Source organism: Stenotrophomonas maltophilia (assembly GCF_013464915.1).
GTDB lineage: Bacteria > Pseudomonadota > Gammaproteobacteria > Xanthomonadales > Xanthomonadaceae > Stenotrophomonas > Stenotrophomonas maltophilia_AT.
In genome coordinates, this window is record NZ_RAVT01000005.1 from 20,868 (window position 1) to 36,006 (window position 15,139).

At 66.8% G+C, this 15,139-nt stretch carries 19 protein-coding genes and 1 pseudogene; 9 read left to right on the top strand and 11 right to left on the bottom strand.

All coding sequences use genetic code 11. The features are described from left to right. Positions 1-13 precede the first annotated feature (13 nt). The 8 genes from D7T59_RS01510 to moaA form a co-directional block, all read right to left on the bottom strand. Positions 14-1,432, bottom strand: a complete 1,419-nt coding sequence (locus D7T59_RS01510) for a NarK family nitrate/nitrite MFS transporter (RefSeq protein ID WP_180851269.1) — start codon at positions 1,430-1,432, stop codon at positions 14-16. Positions 1,433-1,577: 145 nt separating this feature from the next. Then, entirely contained in the window at positions 1,578-1,943 is a 366-nt protein-coding gene (locus D7T59_RS01515; RefSeq protein WP_164136311.1) for a hypothetical protein, read from the bottom strand. Continuing rightward, a complete protein-coding gene (gene mobA, locus D7T59_RS01520) occupies positions 1,940-2,482 on the bottom strand; it encodes a molybdenum cofactor guanylyltransferase (protein WP_099553424.1) in 543 nt (180 codons plus the stop codon). The genes D7T59_RS01515 and mobA overlap by 4 nt, the downstream gene beginning before the upstream one ends. A 108-nt stretch (positions 2,483-2,590) precedes the next feature. Continuing rightward, on the bottom strand, positions 2,591-3,091 hold the full coding sequence (locus tag D7T59_RS01525; RefSeq protein WP_180851271.1) for a molybdenum cofactor biosynthesis protein MoaE: 501 nt from the start codon (positions 3,089-3,091) through the stop codon (positions 2,591-2,593). A 3-nt stretch (positions 3,092-3,094) separates the two neighbouring features. Then, entirely contained in the window at positions 3,095-3,355 is a 261-nt protein-coding gene (locus D7T59_RS01530) for a MoaD/ThiS family protein (RefSeq protein ID WP_180851272.1), read from the bottom strand. Next, positions 3,352-4,608: a molybdopterin molybdotransferase MoeA gene (locus D7T59_RS01535; RefSeq protein ID WP_180851274.1), complete on the bottom strand. Its 1,257-nt coding sequence runs from the start codon at positions 4,606-4,608 to the stop codon at positions 3,352-3,354. Before D7T59_RS01535 ends, D7T59_RS01530 begins: the two co-directional genes overlap by 4 nt. Further along, positions 4,608-5,603: a bifunctional molybdenum cofactor biosynthesis protein MoaC/MoaB gene (gene moaCB, locus D7T59_RS01540; RefSeq protein WP_180851276.1), complete on the bottom strand. Its 996-nt coding sequence runs from the start codon at positions 5,601-5,603 to the stop codon at positions 4,608-4,610. Before moaCB ends, D7T59_RS01535 begins: the two co-directional genes overlap by 1 nt. A gap of 8 nt (positions 5,604-5,611) precedes the next feature. Next, on the bottom strand, positions 5,612-6,592 hold the full coding sequence (gene moaA / locus D7T59_RS01545; RefSeq protein ID WP_180851277.1) for a GTP 3',8-cyclase MoaA: 981 nt from the start codon (positions 6,590-6,592) through the stop codon (positions 5,612-5,614). Between the two features lie 194 nt (positions 6,593-6,786). Between moaA and D7T59_RS01550 the strand changes: the two genes are divergently transcribed. Beyond that, positions 6,787-7,191: a ribonucleotide reductase subunit alpha gene (locus D7T59_RS01550; protein ID WP_164136370.1), complete on the top strand. Its 405-nt coding sequence runs from the start codon at positions 6,787-6,789 to the stop codon at positions 7,189-7,191. Here the strand turns inward: D7T59_RS01550 and D7T59_RS01555 are convergent. Beyond that, positions 7,185-7,514 (bottom strand): hypothetical protein, encoded by a 330-nt coding sequence (locus tag D7T59_RS01555; protein ID WP_097047753.1) that lies wholly within the window; start codon positions 7,512-7,514, stop codon positions 7,185-7,187. The genes D7T59_RS01550 and D7T59_RS01555 overlap by 7 nt on opposite strands. Positions 7,515-8,082: 568 nt before the next feature. Here D7T59_RS01555 and D7T59_RS01560 point away from each other — a divergent pair. Next, positions 8,083-8,457, top strand: a complete 375-nt coding sequence (locus D7T59_RS01560; RefSeq protein ID WP_180851279.1) for a hypothetical protein — start codon at positions 8,083-8,085, stop codon at positions 8,455-8,457. A gap of 95 nt (positions 8,458-8,552) precedes the next feature. Here the strand turns inward: D7T59_RS01560 and D7T59_RS01565 are convergent, their stop codons facing one another. Then, positions 8,553-9,563: an alpha/beta hydrolase family protein gene (locus tag D7T59_RS01565; protein ID WP_180851281.1), complete on the bottom strand. Its 1,011-nt coding sequence runs from the start codon at positions 9,561-9,563 to the stop codon at positions 8,553-8,555. A gap of 88 nt (positions 9,564-9,651) precedes the next feature. Between D7T59_RS01565 and D7T59_RS21230 the strand changes: the two are divergent. From D7T59_RS21230 to D7T59_RS01590, 6 genes and pseudogenes are all read left to right on the top strand, one after another. Further along, positions 9,652-9,835 (top strand): annotated as a pseudogene (locus D7T59_RS21230) (alpha/beta fold hydrolase); the annotation flags it as partial. Between the two features lie 689 nt (positions 9,836-10,524). Beyond that, on the top strand, positions 10,525-11,151 hold the full coding sequence (locus tag D7T59_RS01570) for a hypothetical protein (protein WP_180851283.1): 627 nt from the start codon (positions 10,525-10,527) through the stop codon (positions 11,149-11,151). Between the two features lie 59 nt (positions 11,152-11,210). Further along, the gene (locus D7T59_RS01575; RefSeq protein WP_180851284.1) at positions 11,211-11,636 is read left to right on the top strand and encodes a YbbD-related protein; all 426 of its coding nucleotides are present in this window, start codon (positions 11,211-11,213) and stop codon (positions 11,634-11,636) included. Between the two features lie 35 nt (positions 11,637-11,671). After that, positions 11,672-12,208, top strand: coding sequence for a Cif family virulence factor (locus D7T59_RS01580; RefSeq protein ID WP_180851286.1), 537 nt, complete (start codon positions 11,672-11,674; stop codon positions 12,206-12,208). Next, positions 12,205-12,885: a hypothetical protein gene (locus tag D7T59_RS01585; RefSeq protein ID WP_258012956.1), complete on the top strand. Its 681-nt coding sequence runs from the start codon at positions 12,205-12,207 to the stop codon at positions 12,883-12,885. Before D7T59_RS01580 ends, D7T59_RS01585 begins: the two co-directional genes overlap by 4 nt. Positions 12,886-12,967: 82 nt before the next feature. Continuing rightward, entirely contained in the window at positions 12,968-13,360 is a 393-nt protein-coding gene (locus D7T59_RS01590; RefSeq protein ID WP_008265627.1) for a diacylglycerol kinase, read from the top strand. A 50-nt stretch (positions 13,361-13,410) separates the two neighbouring features. Here D7T59_RS01590 and D7T59_RS01595 read toward each other — a convergent pair whose 3' ends face one another. Beyond that, positions 13,411-14,331 carry a M14 family metallopeptidase gene (locus D7T59_RS01595; RefSeq protein ID WP_180851288.1) on the bottom strand — a complete coding sequence of 307 codons (921 nt, stop codon included), beginning with the start codon at positions 14,329-14,331 and terminating at the stop codon, positions 13,411-13,413. 145 nt (positions 14,332-14,476) lie between these two features. Here D7T59_RS01595 and D7T59_RS01600 point away from each other — a divergent pair, with 145 nt between their 5' ends. Continuing rightward, the gene (locus tag D7T59_RS01600) at positions 14,477-15,130 is read left to right on the top strand and encodes a DUF3348 family protein (protein ID WP_180851289.1); all 654 of its coding nucleotides are present in this window, start codon (positions 14,477-14,479) and stop codon (positions 15,128-15,130) included. Positions 15,131-15,139: the final 9 nt, after the last annotated feature.

The window sequence follows — 15,139 nt, forward strand, 5'->3', positions numbered from 1 at the left end:
CGTTTTCATGTCGTCAGCAGGGTGTCTCGGCACCGCGCCGGTAGTACCACCACCAGGTCACGGCCAGGCAGGTGACATAGAAAACAACGAATCCGTACAGCGCCATGTCGGGGCTGCCGGTCAACGTAATGGACGAGCCGTAGCTCTTGGGAATGAAGAAACCGCCGTAGGCACCGATCGCACCGGAGAAACCGACCACTGCGGCCGACTCGATGCTGGCCTGGTGTGCGGCCGAGGCCTTGCCTTCGGCATTGTCGTTGGCCGACCAGCGCTCATGCAGGGTGCGGAAGATCACCGGGATCATGCGGAAGGTGGTGCCGTTGCCGATGCCACTGAGCACGAACAGCGCCATGAAGCTGAGCAGGAAGCCATGGAAGTTGCCACCCTGGCCATCGCTGGGCAGGAAGTGCAGCACGCCGAACACTGCCGCGATCATCAGCGCGAACACCCAGAAGGTCAGGCGTGCGCCACCCCAGCGATCGGCCATGCTGCCACCCACCGAACGCATCAGTGCGCCCAGCAGCGGGCCGATGAAGGCGTAGGCCAGCGGGTTCACCTCAGGGAACTGGCTCTTCACCAGCATCGGGAAGCCGGCCGAAAAGCCGATGTAGGAACCGAAGGTGCCGATGTACAACCAGCACATCAGCCAGTTGTGCTTGCGGCGGAAGATCACCGCCTGCTCGGAGAACGACGAGCGGGCGCTGGTCAGGTCGTTCATGCCGAACCAGGCCGCGATGGCGCACAGCGCAATCGCCGGCACCCAGATGAAGCCGGCGTTCTGCAGGAACAGCGGCGCCCCACCCTCCACCGCGGGCTGCGGTGCACCACCCAGCGCACCGAACACGCCCACGGTGATGACCAGCGGAATCACCGCCTGCGCCACCGACACGCCCACATTGCCCAGGCCGGCGTTCAGGCCCAGCGCCAGGCCCTGCTTCTGCTTGGGGTAGAAGAAGGAGATGTTGGACATCGACGACGAGAAGTTCGCGCCACCGAACCCACACAGGATCGCGATGGCCACGAACACCCCGTACGGCGTGGCCGGGTTCTGTACCGCAAAGCCGAGCCAGAGCGTCGGCGCCAGCAGCGAGGCCGTGGACAGCGCGGTCCAGCGGCGGCCGCCGAAGATCGGGATCACGAACGAATAGAAGATGCGCAGCGTGGCGCCGGACAGGCTGGGCAGCGCCACCAGCCAGAACAGCTGGTCGGTGCTGAAGTTGAAGCCGATCTTCGGCAGGCTGATCGACACCGCCGAGAACAGTACCCAGACCGAGAAGGCCAGCAGCAGCGAGGGAATCGAGATGACCAGGTTGCGGGTGGCGACCCGCTTGCCGGTGCGCTCCCAATAGCCGGGATCTTCCGGCGTCCAGTCGCTGATGACGCGACCCGGACGGGCAGTGCTGCGGACAACAGGATCGCTACCGACGGTCATACATGGCTCCAAGGCTGTGGAATGACGTGGGTACTGCGTTTCAAGTTGTGACCCGTCGTCATGCAGCCATTAGGCCGCGCAGCAACAACGACGGGGTTGATCTGGATCAATCAGGGGCCGGTTTCCACCCTGCCCCTGACAAATGTCAAACCGATGAAGCGGTGGTGCGGCGGGACACCCCGCGCTGGCGCACGCTGTCGCGCACGTCCACATCGAACTGCAGCTGAAGCTGGCTGCCATCTTCCAGGGCAATGTCGAACGGCAGGCCCTCCCGACACGGCAGCCGCGCCGCCAAGCCCTCGACTGCCGGGCGCGGCAGTACCAGGCGGCAGAAGGTGCCGCCATCGAGCAGCACCGGTTGATCGCCGCCATGCAGCGACACCGCCATGCCCCAGCCCTCGATCCCGCCGAAGCGGGTCATGTTCTCGACCGATTCACCGGCCAGCAGGCGCGCCAGCTCGGCCTCGTCCAGGCGAAGCCGCACCGATTGGTCCTGCAACTGCACTTTCATGACGCAACATCCTCCCATTGTTCGGGGGTATTGCAGTTGACCAGCCCGGCCTCGTCAACCGGCACCAGCGCCACGGTGTTCACGCCAAGACGACGCTGCAGGGCCTGCAGCGAGCGCGGACCGTCCGGGTCATCCAGCATCGATCCAAGTACATTGCGACAAGCATCGTCTATATCCACCAGCATGGGCAGGGGGTGGCCCGCAAAGATCGTGCATGGACCGCGATGGCCGTCACGCAATTGCTCCAGCAATCGCGGCGGCAGCAGCGGCGTATCCACCGGCACCACCCAGGCAGGGCCATCGGGCATGCGCATCGCCACACTGTAGAGCCCGCCCAGCGGCCCGCAACGTGCCACGCGGTCCGGCACGCCGCCGAATGCCGGGTAATTTCCGCTGACCCAGACCTCGCGTGCGCCGGCCTGCATCAACAGGCCCCGCATGTGTTCCAGCAGGGTTCGACCCTGCCACGGCAGCAGTGCCTTGTCGCGGCCCATCCGGGTGGACAGGCCACCGGCCAGCACGATGCCGTTGATGCTCATCGCAGTAGAGCCACGCCATGCGTGGCTGCGCCGGCCGGATGCGCGGGAAAGGCCTCATCCACGCATGGCGTGGATCTACTGAACCCCGCGCCCCCCTGAAGGGCGGGGTCAATGCTGGTGATCGTGCGCATGGTCATGGGAATGAGCGGGTTCGCTGTCCGCATGGCACAGGCTGCAACCCTCGCTCCACTCGCTGTCGCCGTCCTCGTAATGCTCCTGCTTCCAGATCGGGCACTGGTGCTTCACCACCTCGATCAACTGCCGGCAGGCACGGAACGCCTCGTCACGGTGCGGGCTGCCCGCCGCCACCACCACCGCCACATCGCCAATGCCCAACCGGCCCTTGGCGTGGGCCACATACAGCTTCAGCTTCGGACCAAACGTGGCCTCGACCTCGGCGGCCAAGCGCTTGAACTCGTTCAGCACCAACGGCTCGAACAGGTCGTAGGTGATCCCGGTCACCGGCCGGCCGACGTTGACGTCGCGCACCTTGCCGATGAACACGTCGATGCCACCGAAACCCGGATCGGACACCGCAGCGATGCCCTCGGCCGGATCGATCGCCGCCTGCGCGCGGTCCACCACCTTGGCGATGATCTTCTCGCTCATGGTTCAGCCCCCGCTTACCGGCGGCAGGATCGCCACCCGGCCATCGTCGGGCAGCGCCTCGTGGTCGCGCAGCACACGTTGCTGGTCGGCGAATGCCGAGTAGTCCAGCAGGCCAGCGCGGAAACCCGGCCAACGCACCGGCAGCAGCTCGCGCAGCGCCTGGCGCAGATCGGCCACGGTGCCACCGGCCACATCCACCGCGATCTCGCGGCTGGCATCCAGATCGGAAAACGCACCGAACAACTGCAGATTCACCCGTTTCATCGTGACTCCTGGCTCACCAGCTGCACCGGGTCATGGTGACCCCAGCCCTGTACCTGTACCGGCGTGCCAGCGATGGCCAGGTCACCCTCGGCCTCCAGCACCACCCAGGCGTTGGCCTGCAGCATGGACATCAAACGGAACGACTCCTGCCCGGACAGCACGCGCGCACTCAGGCGCCCCTGACCGTCCACTTCCACCCGCGCACGCGCATGGAAGCGCAGGCCCGGCGGCTTGCGCACGTCGGCCTGCAGCGGCAGCTGCAACACGGCTTCCGGCGCCAACCCCAGCAGGCGCCGCAGCACCGGCTCGACGAAGAAACGCTGGCCCACGGCCGCCGACACCGGGTTGCCCGGCAGCCCGAAGTACAGCGCGCCATTGGGCAGCACCGCGAACAGCAGCGGCTTGCCTGGGCGGATCGCCACCTTGTGGAACACGATGCGCGCACCACGGCCGCGCAGCGCATCGGGAACGAAATCGTAGCGCCCGGCCGACACTGCCCCCGTACTGATCAGCACCTGCGCGCCCGCGGCCAGCGCTTCATCCAGCACCGCATTGAACGCGGCCACGTCGTCGCCCACCGTGCCCTGCCAGACCACCTCGGCACCGGCGGCCTGCAGGCGGCCGACCAGATACGGCCGGTTGCTGTCACGGATCTGCCCGGATTCCAGCGTCTGCGCCGCTTCGGTCACCAGCTCCTTGCCGGTGGCGATCACCGCCGCCTTCGGCCGTGCCACCACCGCCACCTGGCCCACGCCGATGGCATGCAGCAGCGTGCGCGCATTGATATCCAGCACCTGCCCGGCCTGCAGCACGCGCTCGCCTGCGCTCACGTCCTGGCCGCGCAGGCGCACATGCTGGCCCGGCTTCACCGATGCCTTCAGGGCGATGCGGGTCGGGCGTCCCTCCTCGCTGGCGAGGATGTCCACGTTCTCGACCGGTACCACTGTGTCCAGCCCGGACGGCATGCGCGCACCGGTCATGATTTCCCAGGCACCCTCGCCGCCCTCGGCGCCGGCATCGCCGGCCGCCTGCCAGCCCTGCACCGCGAATTCGGTACCGGCCTCGAACGTCGCGCCGTTGGCGCGCAGCGCGAAGCCGTCCATCGCCGAATTGTCGAACGGCGGCAACGACTGCCCGCTGTGGATGTCACTGGCCAGGGTACGGCCGCCGGCCTCATGCAGCGGCAGGCGCTCGGCCGACAGCGGCGTGGCCGCGTCCAGCAGGTGCTGCAAGGCTTCGCTGTAGGCAATCATCAGTGGCCACCACCCTCGACCATCGCCAGGGCGTGGCCCAGTACCGGCGCAAGGATATCCAGGCACTGCGCCGCCGCCTTCGGGCTGCCAGGCAATGCGAACACCAGCATGTTGCCCAGCTGCACCACCTCGGCGCGGCTCAGCCAGGCCATCGGCGTGTGCTGTGCACTCAGTGCCCGCACCATCTGCGCCAGGCCATGCACCGGCCGCGCGTCCAGGGAACGCAGCGCCTCCGGTGTCAGGTCACGCGGGCCCAGCCCGGTACCGCCGGTACACAGGCACAGGCGCACGCCCTCGGCGGCCAGGGCCTGCAGGCGGCCCGCCAATGGTTCGATGCCATCAGGCAACACCTCGGCGGCCACCACCTCGCCGCCCAGCCTTTTCAGGCCGGTCACCAGGGTCGGGCCGGACACATCCTCATAGGTGCCTTCGCTGGCACGATCACTCAGCGTGATCACCGCGCAGGCCGCGCCCTGCAGGCCCTTCGGCGCACGCGGCTTGAAGCGCGCGCGCTCGGCATCGTCCATGCCATCCGGGTGCAGCCACACGCCGCGCTTGCCACCTTCCTTGAACAGCAGGCGGATGCCTTCAATGCGCAGGGCCGGTTCCACCGGCTTGCTCAGGTCGTACAGGGTCAACAGCGCCGCGTTGACGCCGGCCAGTGCCTCCATCTCCACGCCGGTGCGCGCCTCGCTGGCGCACTCGCACCACACGCGGATCGCCTGCCGTTCCGGCACCGCCGCGCAGAACACCTGTACCAGCTCCAGCGGCAGCGGGTGGCACAGCGGCATCAGCATCGAGGCCATCTTGGCGCCCTGCAGGCCGGCAATCTCGGCCATCACCAGCGCATCGCCCTTGGGCAGGCGGCGCTCGACGATCAGCGGATAGGCCACCGGACCGGCATGCAGCTCGCCCACCGCCACCGCACGGCGGCGGGTGATGCGCTTGTCGCGGACATCGGCCATGTGGAAGGCCGCATTCAATTCCCCACTCATCGTGTTGCTCATCCTCCGATGGAGGCCAGGTGCGGGGTCAGCCCGGTCTGGCCCTGGTGCAGTCCATGCCCGGCCGCTTTCAGGCCAAGCTGTGTGGTGATGCGTGCCAGCAGCGCGTCGTGGTCATCGTCGCTCTGCAGCAGCGGGCGCAGCGGCACGCCGAACTCGCCGAACAGGCACAGCCGCAGGTCGCCCTTGGCGGTTACCCGCAGGCGGTTGCAGCCCTTGCAGAAGTCACGCGAATACGGGGCGATGATGCCGATGCTGCCGCGATGGTCGGGGTGGCCGAACTCACGCGCCGGGCCCGCATCGGCCGCGCGCGGCCGCTCGTGCCAGCCGGCCGCCAGCAGCTGCTCGATCACCAGGTCGGCGCGCAGGTGGTGGCGCTGGAAGTAGGCTTCGTTGTCGCCGGTGCGCATCAGCTCGATGAAGCGCACGCTGAAGGGGCGGTCGCGCAGGTAGTCCATCCACTGCGGCAGCTCGTCGTCGTTCAGGCCACGCAGCAGTACCGCGTTGAGCTTGATCGCCGGCAGGCCCAACGCCTGCGCCAGGGCCAGGCCCTGTTCGATCTCCGGCAGGCGGTCATGCCCGGTGATGGTTTTGAAGCGTTCGCGCTGCAGGCTGTCCATGCTCACGTTCAGCGCGGTCAGGCCAGCCCGGTGCCACCCCGGCAGGCGCCGCGGCAGCAGCGTGCCGTTGGTGGTGATGGCCACCTTGCGGATGCCCGGCACCGCCGCAACCGTGGCGATGATCTCGTCCAGGTCCTTGCGCAGGCTGGGCTCACCGCCGGTCAGGCGGATCTTGCTCATGCCCAGCGCGGCAAACGCACGCACCAGACGCGCGATTTCATCCACCTGCAGGAAGCGCGGGCGGCCATCGGCCTGGTAACCGTCGGGCAGGCAGTAGCTGCAACGGAAGTTGCAGGCTTCGGTCAACGACAGGCGCAGGTACGGAAAGCTGCGTCCGAAACCGTCGGTGAGTTGGCTCATGGCTGGTCCACCTTGTTGCTCCACCGTCTTGCCTGTGCCCGGAACGGCCCGGATACCCTCGCCTGCTGGAACGATTGCCAGAGTACGCGGCCTTCAGTTCCATGGGCATGACTTAAATCAATCGCGTTCGGCCCCGCGCGACAGGCGTTGTGGCAGCATGCGGCTTTCCGTGCAGCGGGCGTGTGACAACCCTCATGATGATGAACGATTTCCAGCAGCTGCTGCACGCCGCAGGCCAGCAGGCTGAACCGCAACGCTTGCTGTTCGTGTTCGTACGCGCCGAGCTGCCCGAATCGCCCACCAGCGACCAGCGCGACCGGCATGACCGCCGCGAGGGCGGCACCCTGTCGCCGGTGCTGTGCGTGGACAAGCTGCCGGCCGACGTCCCCAGCTTCCAGGCGCTGGCGGCCGAATCGACCACCACCGGCATCGAGTGGGATCTGGTCTTCGTGGCGGCGCTGGATGGGCGTGGCGGTTTCGCGCCCAACAGCGATGAGGCCGCTCGCCCGCTGCAGCTGATGGTCAACGCCATCCATGACGGTCAGATCGGCCGCTTCGCCGCCTTCGACCGGGGCGGCGAGCCTGTTCAGTTCTATTGAGCCACCAGCTGCAGGGTCAGAAAGAAGATCACCAGCACGGTGTTCAGCCCCCAGGCCACGGTCAGCCCGCGCGCGGCCACGCCCAGATTGGGGTTGTGCGCAGTAGGCGCCGCCCGCCACACCGCCGGGATGATCCAGCCGGTATAGAGCAGCAGCACGGCAAAGACCCCCAACAGCAGCGGGGTGCGCTGGTTGGCCAGGGCCCAGAGGGCCACCGCCCACAGAATGTTGCTGGGAATGACGCCCTGCAGCCAGAACACACTCCAGAGCCGTGAACGCCCCGGGGTATCGGGTGTCGGATGCAGGGAAGCGGCGGCGGTCATAAGTCTCCTTCTGGTTAGGAAACGTGCCGGACCAGCCTGCGCTTGGTGGCTGGGAACGTCAACCCGAGTCGCACGTCACGCTTTGGCGCCGGTTGGGCCCCGCCAGGCTCGACTCAGGCTCGCGCGGAGCCTGTCGCTATCGCCCCTCCCCACCTGCTCCCTCCCACTTCCCAACCTCGACATCTGTCGCAGATTGCACGATGCGGGCGGATCACCACGCCAGCCAGCGCTGGCAGTGCTTAACAGCGTGGGAGAATGCTGAAAGCGTCTTCAATCGAGTGATGTTTGCAACTGTTCTGATTGGCATTGCTCAGCGCCAGGGGCTCAGATGGCGTGCCACCGGAAAAGGGTGGCCGGGTTTCGAATCCCGAGTTGGTCCTGAGTGATTGCGCTTGCCAGTCGGCGTCCACATTCCGTGGCGCCGGCTGGCAATCCGTCTGCCGGCTATGGCGGGCGGTGCGTGGGGGCGTTCGCGCCCACCGGCTTGGGACCAACCCGGATTCGAACCACGTACCGCCCGCCACTTTTATGGGTGGCGGCTACCGATTGCCCTGCACGGAGCCCTGCCATGAACGAATCGGACGTCCCCCACCTGCACGCCTATCGCAGCACCGCCCCTGACGACGGTTCGCCATCGGCTGCGCCTGTGGTGGACCGGAACACCTTCATTGCCAACCTCAACCGCATCGGCTCCGGTGCGGCGGCCGATGGCCAACCCTGGCCGGAGCGGCATCAGCTGCCCGGGCGCTGCCTGGCCCTGGCCGATGCCGATTGCGCGTTGAGCGGGTTGCGGGTGGTGCTGGAAATGCTGCCGGCGGCGGAACGCACCCGGCAGAACGGCGAACCGGAAGAGTACGTGGGCGACCGGGTGATGGAGGGGTTGGTACTAGCCAGCCAGTCGTTGTGCGCGCAGGCGGTGGGGCGGTTGCAGCTTGACGTGTGACGTCGTGCGACGCGACGGCCGACCGGGCAGAGGTATCACGCTGCCTCGTACTTCATTTGTCTGCCATTCGCGGGCGTGCAGCCACCATCACCCGCTCAGGGCTGCTTCGTCACCCACGCCCAGACACGTGTCCAAATCTCCGGTGCGATCGAGATGCGCTTGCCCGGACGGTCTGGATCAGTCACCCGCATCCCGTGGTCGGCCTCCGGATAGACCCAGTAGTCAAGGTTGCTGCGGCCGCGCGACAGGAACGACACCATCGCGAAATCGGTGTTGATGATCGGGGCCTTGTCGTCGTCGCCGCCCTGCACCAGCAGCAAGGGGATCTCCAGCGCCAGCATGTCCTCCACCACGGCATGCGTACCAAATCCCGACCAGCGCCGGTTGGTCTCGCCCATGAACTGTTGCTCCAGACCGAGCGGATTGGCATGGATCGCCTTGATGGCCGCGAAGACCTCCTCGACGGCGGCCTGCGCTTCGGCGCGGGTGATCTCGCCTCGTTCAGCACGCAGCCGTTGCTCGATGATGAAGTCCTGGTACTGCGGCAAGGCCAGTCCGCCCCACCCTACAGCCTTGTCCGCGTGTACCAGGCCTGCCACCGCAAAGACATACTGCGCTCCCTCGGATCCGCCCATGATCACGACCTGGTCAATTCTGTCCCCCAGCGTGCGGCGCGCTGCGGCAACGGCCAGCACCGTGCGCGCGATCAACGTGTCGCGCGCGAGCCCCGCACGGTAGGCGGGCCCATCCAACGGAAGCGGTCGTCCCTTGGCCGGGTCCAGGCGCATCTCGGCTGAAAACGGAACGCCGGGCTTGTCCACCAGCAGGAAGTGCGCGCGGTCGCGAAATGCGAAGAGATCGCGGGGAAAACTGGTTCCCTGGCTGCCGTCGCTGAAACGCTGGAAGTGCGGGAACGCACCTGAGCCTGGCAGCCATACCACCAGCGGACCCTTTTCCTCCGGGTTGACGTTGTCGATGTGCCAGCCAATGTCCCCCAGGGCCGGGTCATGTACCACATGGCTATCGAACTGCGCAGGCGTTGCCGCCTCCAGCGCAGCCGCCGGCATTGCCAGGACAGCCAGCGCCACCGCCAGGATCAACCGCATGTCTTCCCCTTGATCTGCTTATGGAACATTCCCGCAAATTGCACACTGGGGTGCCAGGCCACAAGTGCAGAACGTATCCATGCGTACCACGATGGGGCAGCGCCACGCGTTCAAGCAGGCCGACAGTGCACGCGTGCAGCCAGCTGCCGCCGGTGATGGCCGTCGACTACGCGGTGCTGACCGGACAACTGGATGCACCCGGTGCGGAGACCCCGCGCACGATGGCGGACCTGCCGGTTGCGCTGCTGACTGTGACCCAGCTCGCTGCAGAGCGCTGTTCTTCCCGGCAATGCGTTCACGCAAGCAGTTCCCTGGGGCCAGCAACCCGATACCAAATGTCTGCTCGTGGCGATTGCCACCGGACTGATCATCGTCGCGCTCCATCGCCGAGGCAGCCCGTACATCCGGATAACCACAGGACGGATTATCAGGACCGAGACGCTTTCTTCCGGCGCCGCCTGCGGCCCCGCTTCGCGGCGGGTTGCGCGCCCAGACCCTCCGTCAGGGCGGTATGCCCGGCCAGCAATGCACAACCAAACATCGTCATCGCAGAAGCCACTTCGTAGGCCCGCCAACCGAAGTACTGGCTGATGGCAATTCCCATTCCACACAGCCTTCCACACCGCGTACTGGTCGGGCCCAGACCATGGATAAGCACCAGTACGCCCAACAGGATCGCCAGCGCCGCCATGGCCAAGCATGCGAAGAAAATGAAAGGTCGATGGATGCGCATGGGCGTGCCGCGGTTTCCCGGTGTGAGAGGCAGCGCAACGGGGCAACCAGCCGACAGGGGGCACCCAGCTCCAGCATCATCCTGGACGGCTGCCTCCTTGCGCCACAGCAACGCATCATCCATGCACGCCGCGCTCAACGTCAACGTGCTGGCACCATTGAAGCCGCACTGTTCCGGCCCAGGCCTCCGTGCTAGCGTGCGCCAACAATCTCTTCACGGAGTGCATGGATGCGCAGCGGAGCAGGAACTGGACTGATCATGGCCTGCGTGGCCCTTGCGACGACGGCAGTTGCAACGGCGGCGACACCCACCGCACCCCCTGGTGATCGCAGCCAGGACTTCGTGCAGACACGGGCCATCGAGGCGCGCTGCCAGAAGACACTGCCCGGCCTGGAACTGCAGTTGCAGGAGGGCCGCAAGCACTGGCTGTCGACGCTCGACACCGCGCAGTTGCGGGCCGCCGAGGCCTATGCCAGCAGCAAGGAGGGCAAGGCACTGGAAAAGGGCGTGGAACGCGATGCCTCCCGCGCGTTCGGTCGCAATACCTTGTCCGCCGCGGCGACCTGCGTTGGCCTGCTCGCCGAATATGGCCCGGCTCATCCGCTGCCTGCCGGAACGGCAATGCCGGCCGACCGGGTGCAGCACTACATGCTGCACTTCGCGCCGATGGCGCTGGCCCGGCTGCAATGCGCGCACCTGGAGGGCATCGACGTGACAACCCAGCCCGATGGTTCGGAAACCTGGCAGTACCGGGCCTGCGGCCGGACCGAATCCGTGCGCATGGCCCCGCTCGGGCAGAGCTGGTCGATGAGCGATGCGGACCGCAATCGCCTGTTCGATGCCCTGACCCGATAGGCCCGACGACATTCCACGTGGACGCACGCACGATGTTTCCACTCTGCATCTGGACCAGAATGCGATCCCTCCTTGCATTGACGGTCTGCACGGCGCTCGGCGCCTGCGGACTGGTGATGGACAGCTCGTTCGACACCCAGCAGCAGGCCATCGACGCCGACATGGTGAACAAGGGATGGGTTCCCGGTTGGGTGCCCCACGAGGCGACCAAGCTGAGCGAGGTGCACGACCTCGACTCAAACACCAGCGCGCTGGCGTTCGCCAAGCCCCCTGCGATACCACTGCAGCTGCCTGCGGATTGCCAGGCAACCACATTCAACAACAGTGATCCTGTTGCATTCAATCGACACTGGTGGCCTGGCAACGCGACGCTCAGCGCGTCGTACCGCGTCTTTCGCTGCGCGCCCGAATCCGGGAAATCAGTCTTCGTCGCCATCAACAGGACCGAAGACCACGTGCTTTTCTGGCGAACCTACGCGCGGTGATGCGCGAGCGCCACCCCGCTCCTCCCCAGGAACCCATGATGCCAGACGCACGTGCACGCTTCGCCGCCCTCGCCCTCGCCCTCTTCCTCCCGGCGTGCCTGCCGGCCTACGCCGCGGAGAACACCCCCGCCGACGTCAAAGCGATCGAACAGGTGGTCGAGTCCTTCCGCACCTCGCTGATCAACAAGGACAAGCCGACCTACATGAGCCTGTTCTTCTCTGAAAAACCGGAAGACATCGGCTGGCAGTTTGTCTCCGAGGATGTGCGCCTGCAGGACATCCGCAAGGCCAAGCCCGATGCGATCAAGGCACGGCAGATTCCCGCCAACAACTTCATCGCACTGATCGACGGGGCGGTGGCCTCGCCGAAGCCGAAGGAGGAGACATTCTCCAACACGAAGATCGAGACGGATGGCGATGTAGCCTCGGTGTCGTTTGACTACAGCTTCCACGACGATGGAGTGAAGACCAACTGGGGCAAGGAGATGTGGCAGCTGATCCGCACCGAACAGGGCTGGAAGATCTTCTCGGTGATCTATTCGATCCGCGATTCACGCAGCCCGGCCGAATGAGTGATCTGTCAGACTGGTGCCCACCGTCCGTCCACGCCAGCCAGACCCCGATGACCCGGATTGCCGACCTCAACGCCGACCAGCTCGCCCACCACGCGCTCAACATCTTCATCGCCCAGGGCCGCCATGTGGAAGGCGCCCGCGTGATCTACCGGGCGCTGCAACTGGACCCGCACCATCCCGGTGCGCTGCGCTGCCTGAGCGATTTCCTGGCCCACGAAGGCACCGAACCGTTCGCAGCGGCCACGCTGGAACACGCCCTGTCCGGCACCGTTCCACTGAATGACGATGCGCGCCGGATGCTGGATGACCTGCGTTTCCTCGACATCTGGTCCTGGGGATTTTCGCGGCACGTCTCCGGTGAAGCCAACCTCAGCGGCGAAGCCTTCCAGCAGCGCGAGGACTTCGTCTTCGATGGCCCGGCCTATGCGGCCTTCCTCAACACGGTCACCGAGCCGGCCGGATCGCTGCAGGGCGCCTTCCAGGCCGCGGTCCGCATCTGCGGGCTGATGTCCGGCCTGCTGCGTCATGCGGAGAAGGACAATCCTGCCTTCGATGACGTGCTGCGATCTTCCGCCTTCGTCGAGACCGAGGCGTACCCGGCATGGCTGGCCTCGCCGACTGATGAACTGGACACCCTCGACCAGGCCATCCAGGCGCAGCGCCAGGCCGGCTGAAGGAAAATCCAACGGGCGTCCGACGCTTTCCCGACGCCCGCCTGCACATCCTGTCGTGAGGTCAATTCATGGCAGGACCGGCATGCAGCCACCTCACCCCAGGGACAGCGGCAAGTACCCGCACGGCAAGACCGGGCTTCGCCGCATCTTCCACACGCTGATCCATTCGCGCGATGGCTTCATCGCCACGTTCCGTGGCGAAGCGGCCTTCCGGCAGCTGTTGCTGCTGCATGCACTGCTGATGGTCGCGGCCTTCGTGCTGGACATCAGCACGATCGAGCGGGCCGTGGTGCTGGCCGTCTGCTTCATCAGCCTGCTGGTGGAGCTGCTCAACTCGGCCATCGAAGCGGTGGTCGACCGCATCTCGCTTGACCACCACCCACTGTCCAAGAACGCCAAGGACATGGGCAGCGCCGCACAGACCACCGCACTGCTGATGGTCGGCACGGTGTGGGGCGTGATCCTGCTGGGTTAGGTCACGCCCAAGCCGCCGGGCATGACCCGGCGCTACCTCGTGTTGATACGTTACTGCGCCGCCAGGGCGAAATCCAGGCCCGCACACACCGCCGCCACCTGGGCGTCGTTGCATTCCTGCGGGTTGGTACGCGGGCTGTCCGGGTAGACCTCGGTGGTGGTGGCAAAGCGCGCATCGGTGAAGCCGGCGCAGGCGCCGATCGAACGCGATTCACCCCAGACCACGCCCGGCGACTGCAGCGGCAGGCCGACCAGATTGCCCGCGGCATCGGCCGGGGCGATATGGGTGACCGGGGCTACGGCGGTGATCAACGCTTTCTGGAACTCGGCCTGCGGGTCTTCGCTGTTGCCGATCACATAGAAACCATCCGGGATGGTGTCGCGCTCGAACGGCTTGCCGTCGCGGGCGCAGCGCGCAGGATCGAACTCATGCAGGTCGCTGTCGGTGGTCTCGTGCAGGTCCAGGTGCACCAGCAGGTTCGGCTTGCGCTCGGCCACCCAGGCCATCAGGGCGGCCGCTTCCTCGATCTGGCCACCGTCACGGAAGCTGCGGTTGGGGTCGATGGCATCCGGGTTCCAGCGCTGGATGCGCTCGTAGCCCCACGGGCTGACGCACGGCGCCACGATCAGGTTCAGCCGGCCCAGGTAACGCTCGGCCTGCTGTTCCAGGAACTGCAGTGCGCCGTGCACGCCGCTGGTCTCGTAGCCATGCACGCCACCGGTGATCAGCGCGGTCGGCAGCGCCGGGTTCCAGTCGTGGTTGACCACCGCGAACAGCGGGTAATGGTCCGGCGCGTAGTCCAGCTGGCCGTACTGGATCACGTCGAAGCTGTCGTCCAGGCGTTCGAGCGCGGCCACCACGTCGTCGTGGTAGCTGCGCTGGCGCTGCTGGCGGGCCCGCCACTGTGCGCGTTCCGCGTCGCCCCAGGGCTGTCCGGGGGTGCCGATCGGGTAGAACTGCGCAACAGTCATTGGGGAACTCCAGGGGTCGAACGGATGGGTGCAGCCGGACATTCTAAGCCCTGTCGCGCCTGCGGGTGCCCTCCCCCGGCCCCGCCTTCATCCAGGCAGGGTCATCTGGTTGTAAAATCAACGGTTTTTGGCCCCTCACCCCTTGATGGCGAACGCAGCGCAGCCGGTCCTGGGTGGACCGGAATTCCTCCGCCTGCTCGCCCGTCTCAGCGACGGCGCGATGCCGGCCAGCAGTCCCGCCCTGACCGATCGCCTCGGCCAGTGGGTGGACTGGAGCCGTGCCGTGGCCCTGTCCGGGGCCTTGGGCGGACGCCTGCCCGAGCCGGGTGAGGCCACCGAAGCGGCCGAGGATGTGCTGGCGGACTGCGCCCAGGCCCATGCCAGCCTGCTGGCCTCGATCCGTGAGGATGCAGAGGCCGAGCGCCTGCTCGACCTGGCCGAAGCCGCTGCGGCACCCAATTTCGCCTCGCTGCGCCAGCGCTACCGGGTGCTGCAGCAGGCCATCCAGACCGCCACCGGGCGCCTGCGCGGCCGCCTGCGCGACCAGCTGGTGCAGGTTTCGCCGCAGCTGGCGCGGCTGGCCGAGGTCGACGCGGTGATGGAACAGACCCTCACCCCGCGCGAGCACAGCCTGCTGGCCACTGCGCCGGCGGTGCTCGGCGCCCGTTTTGAACGCGTGCACGGCCAGCCCGGCTGGCGCGCGGCCTTCCGCCATGACATGCGCACCCTGCTGCTTGCCGAGCTGCAGCTGCGCTTCCACCCGATCGAAGGGCTGCAAGACGCCCTGCGCTCCCACTGACCGGAACAC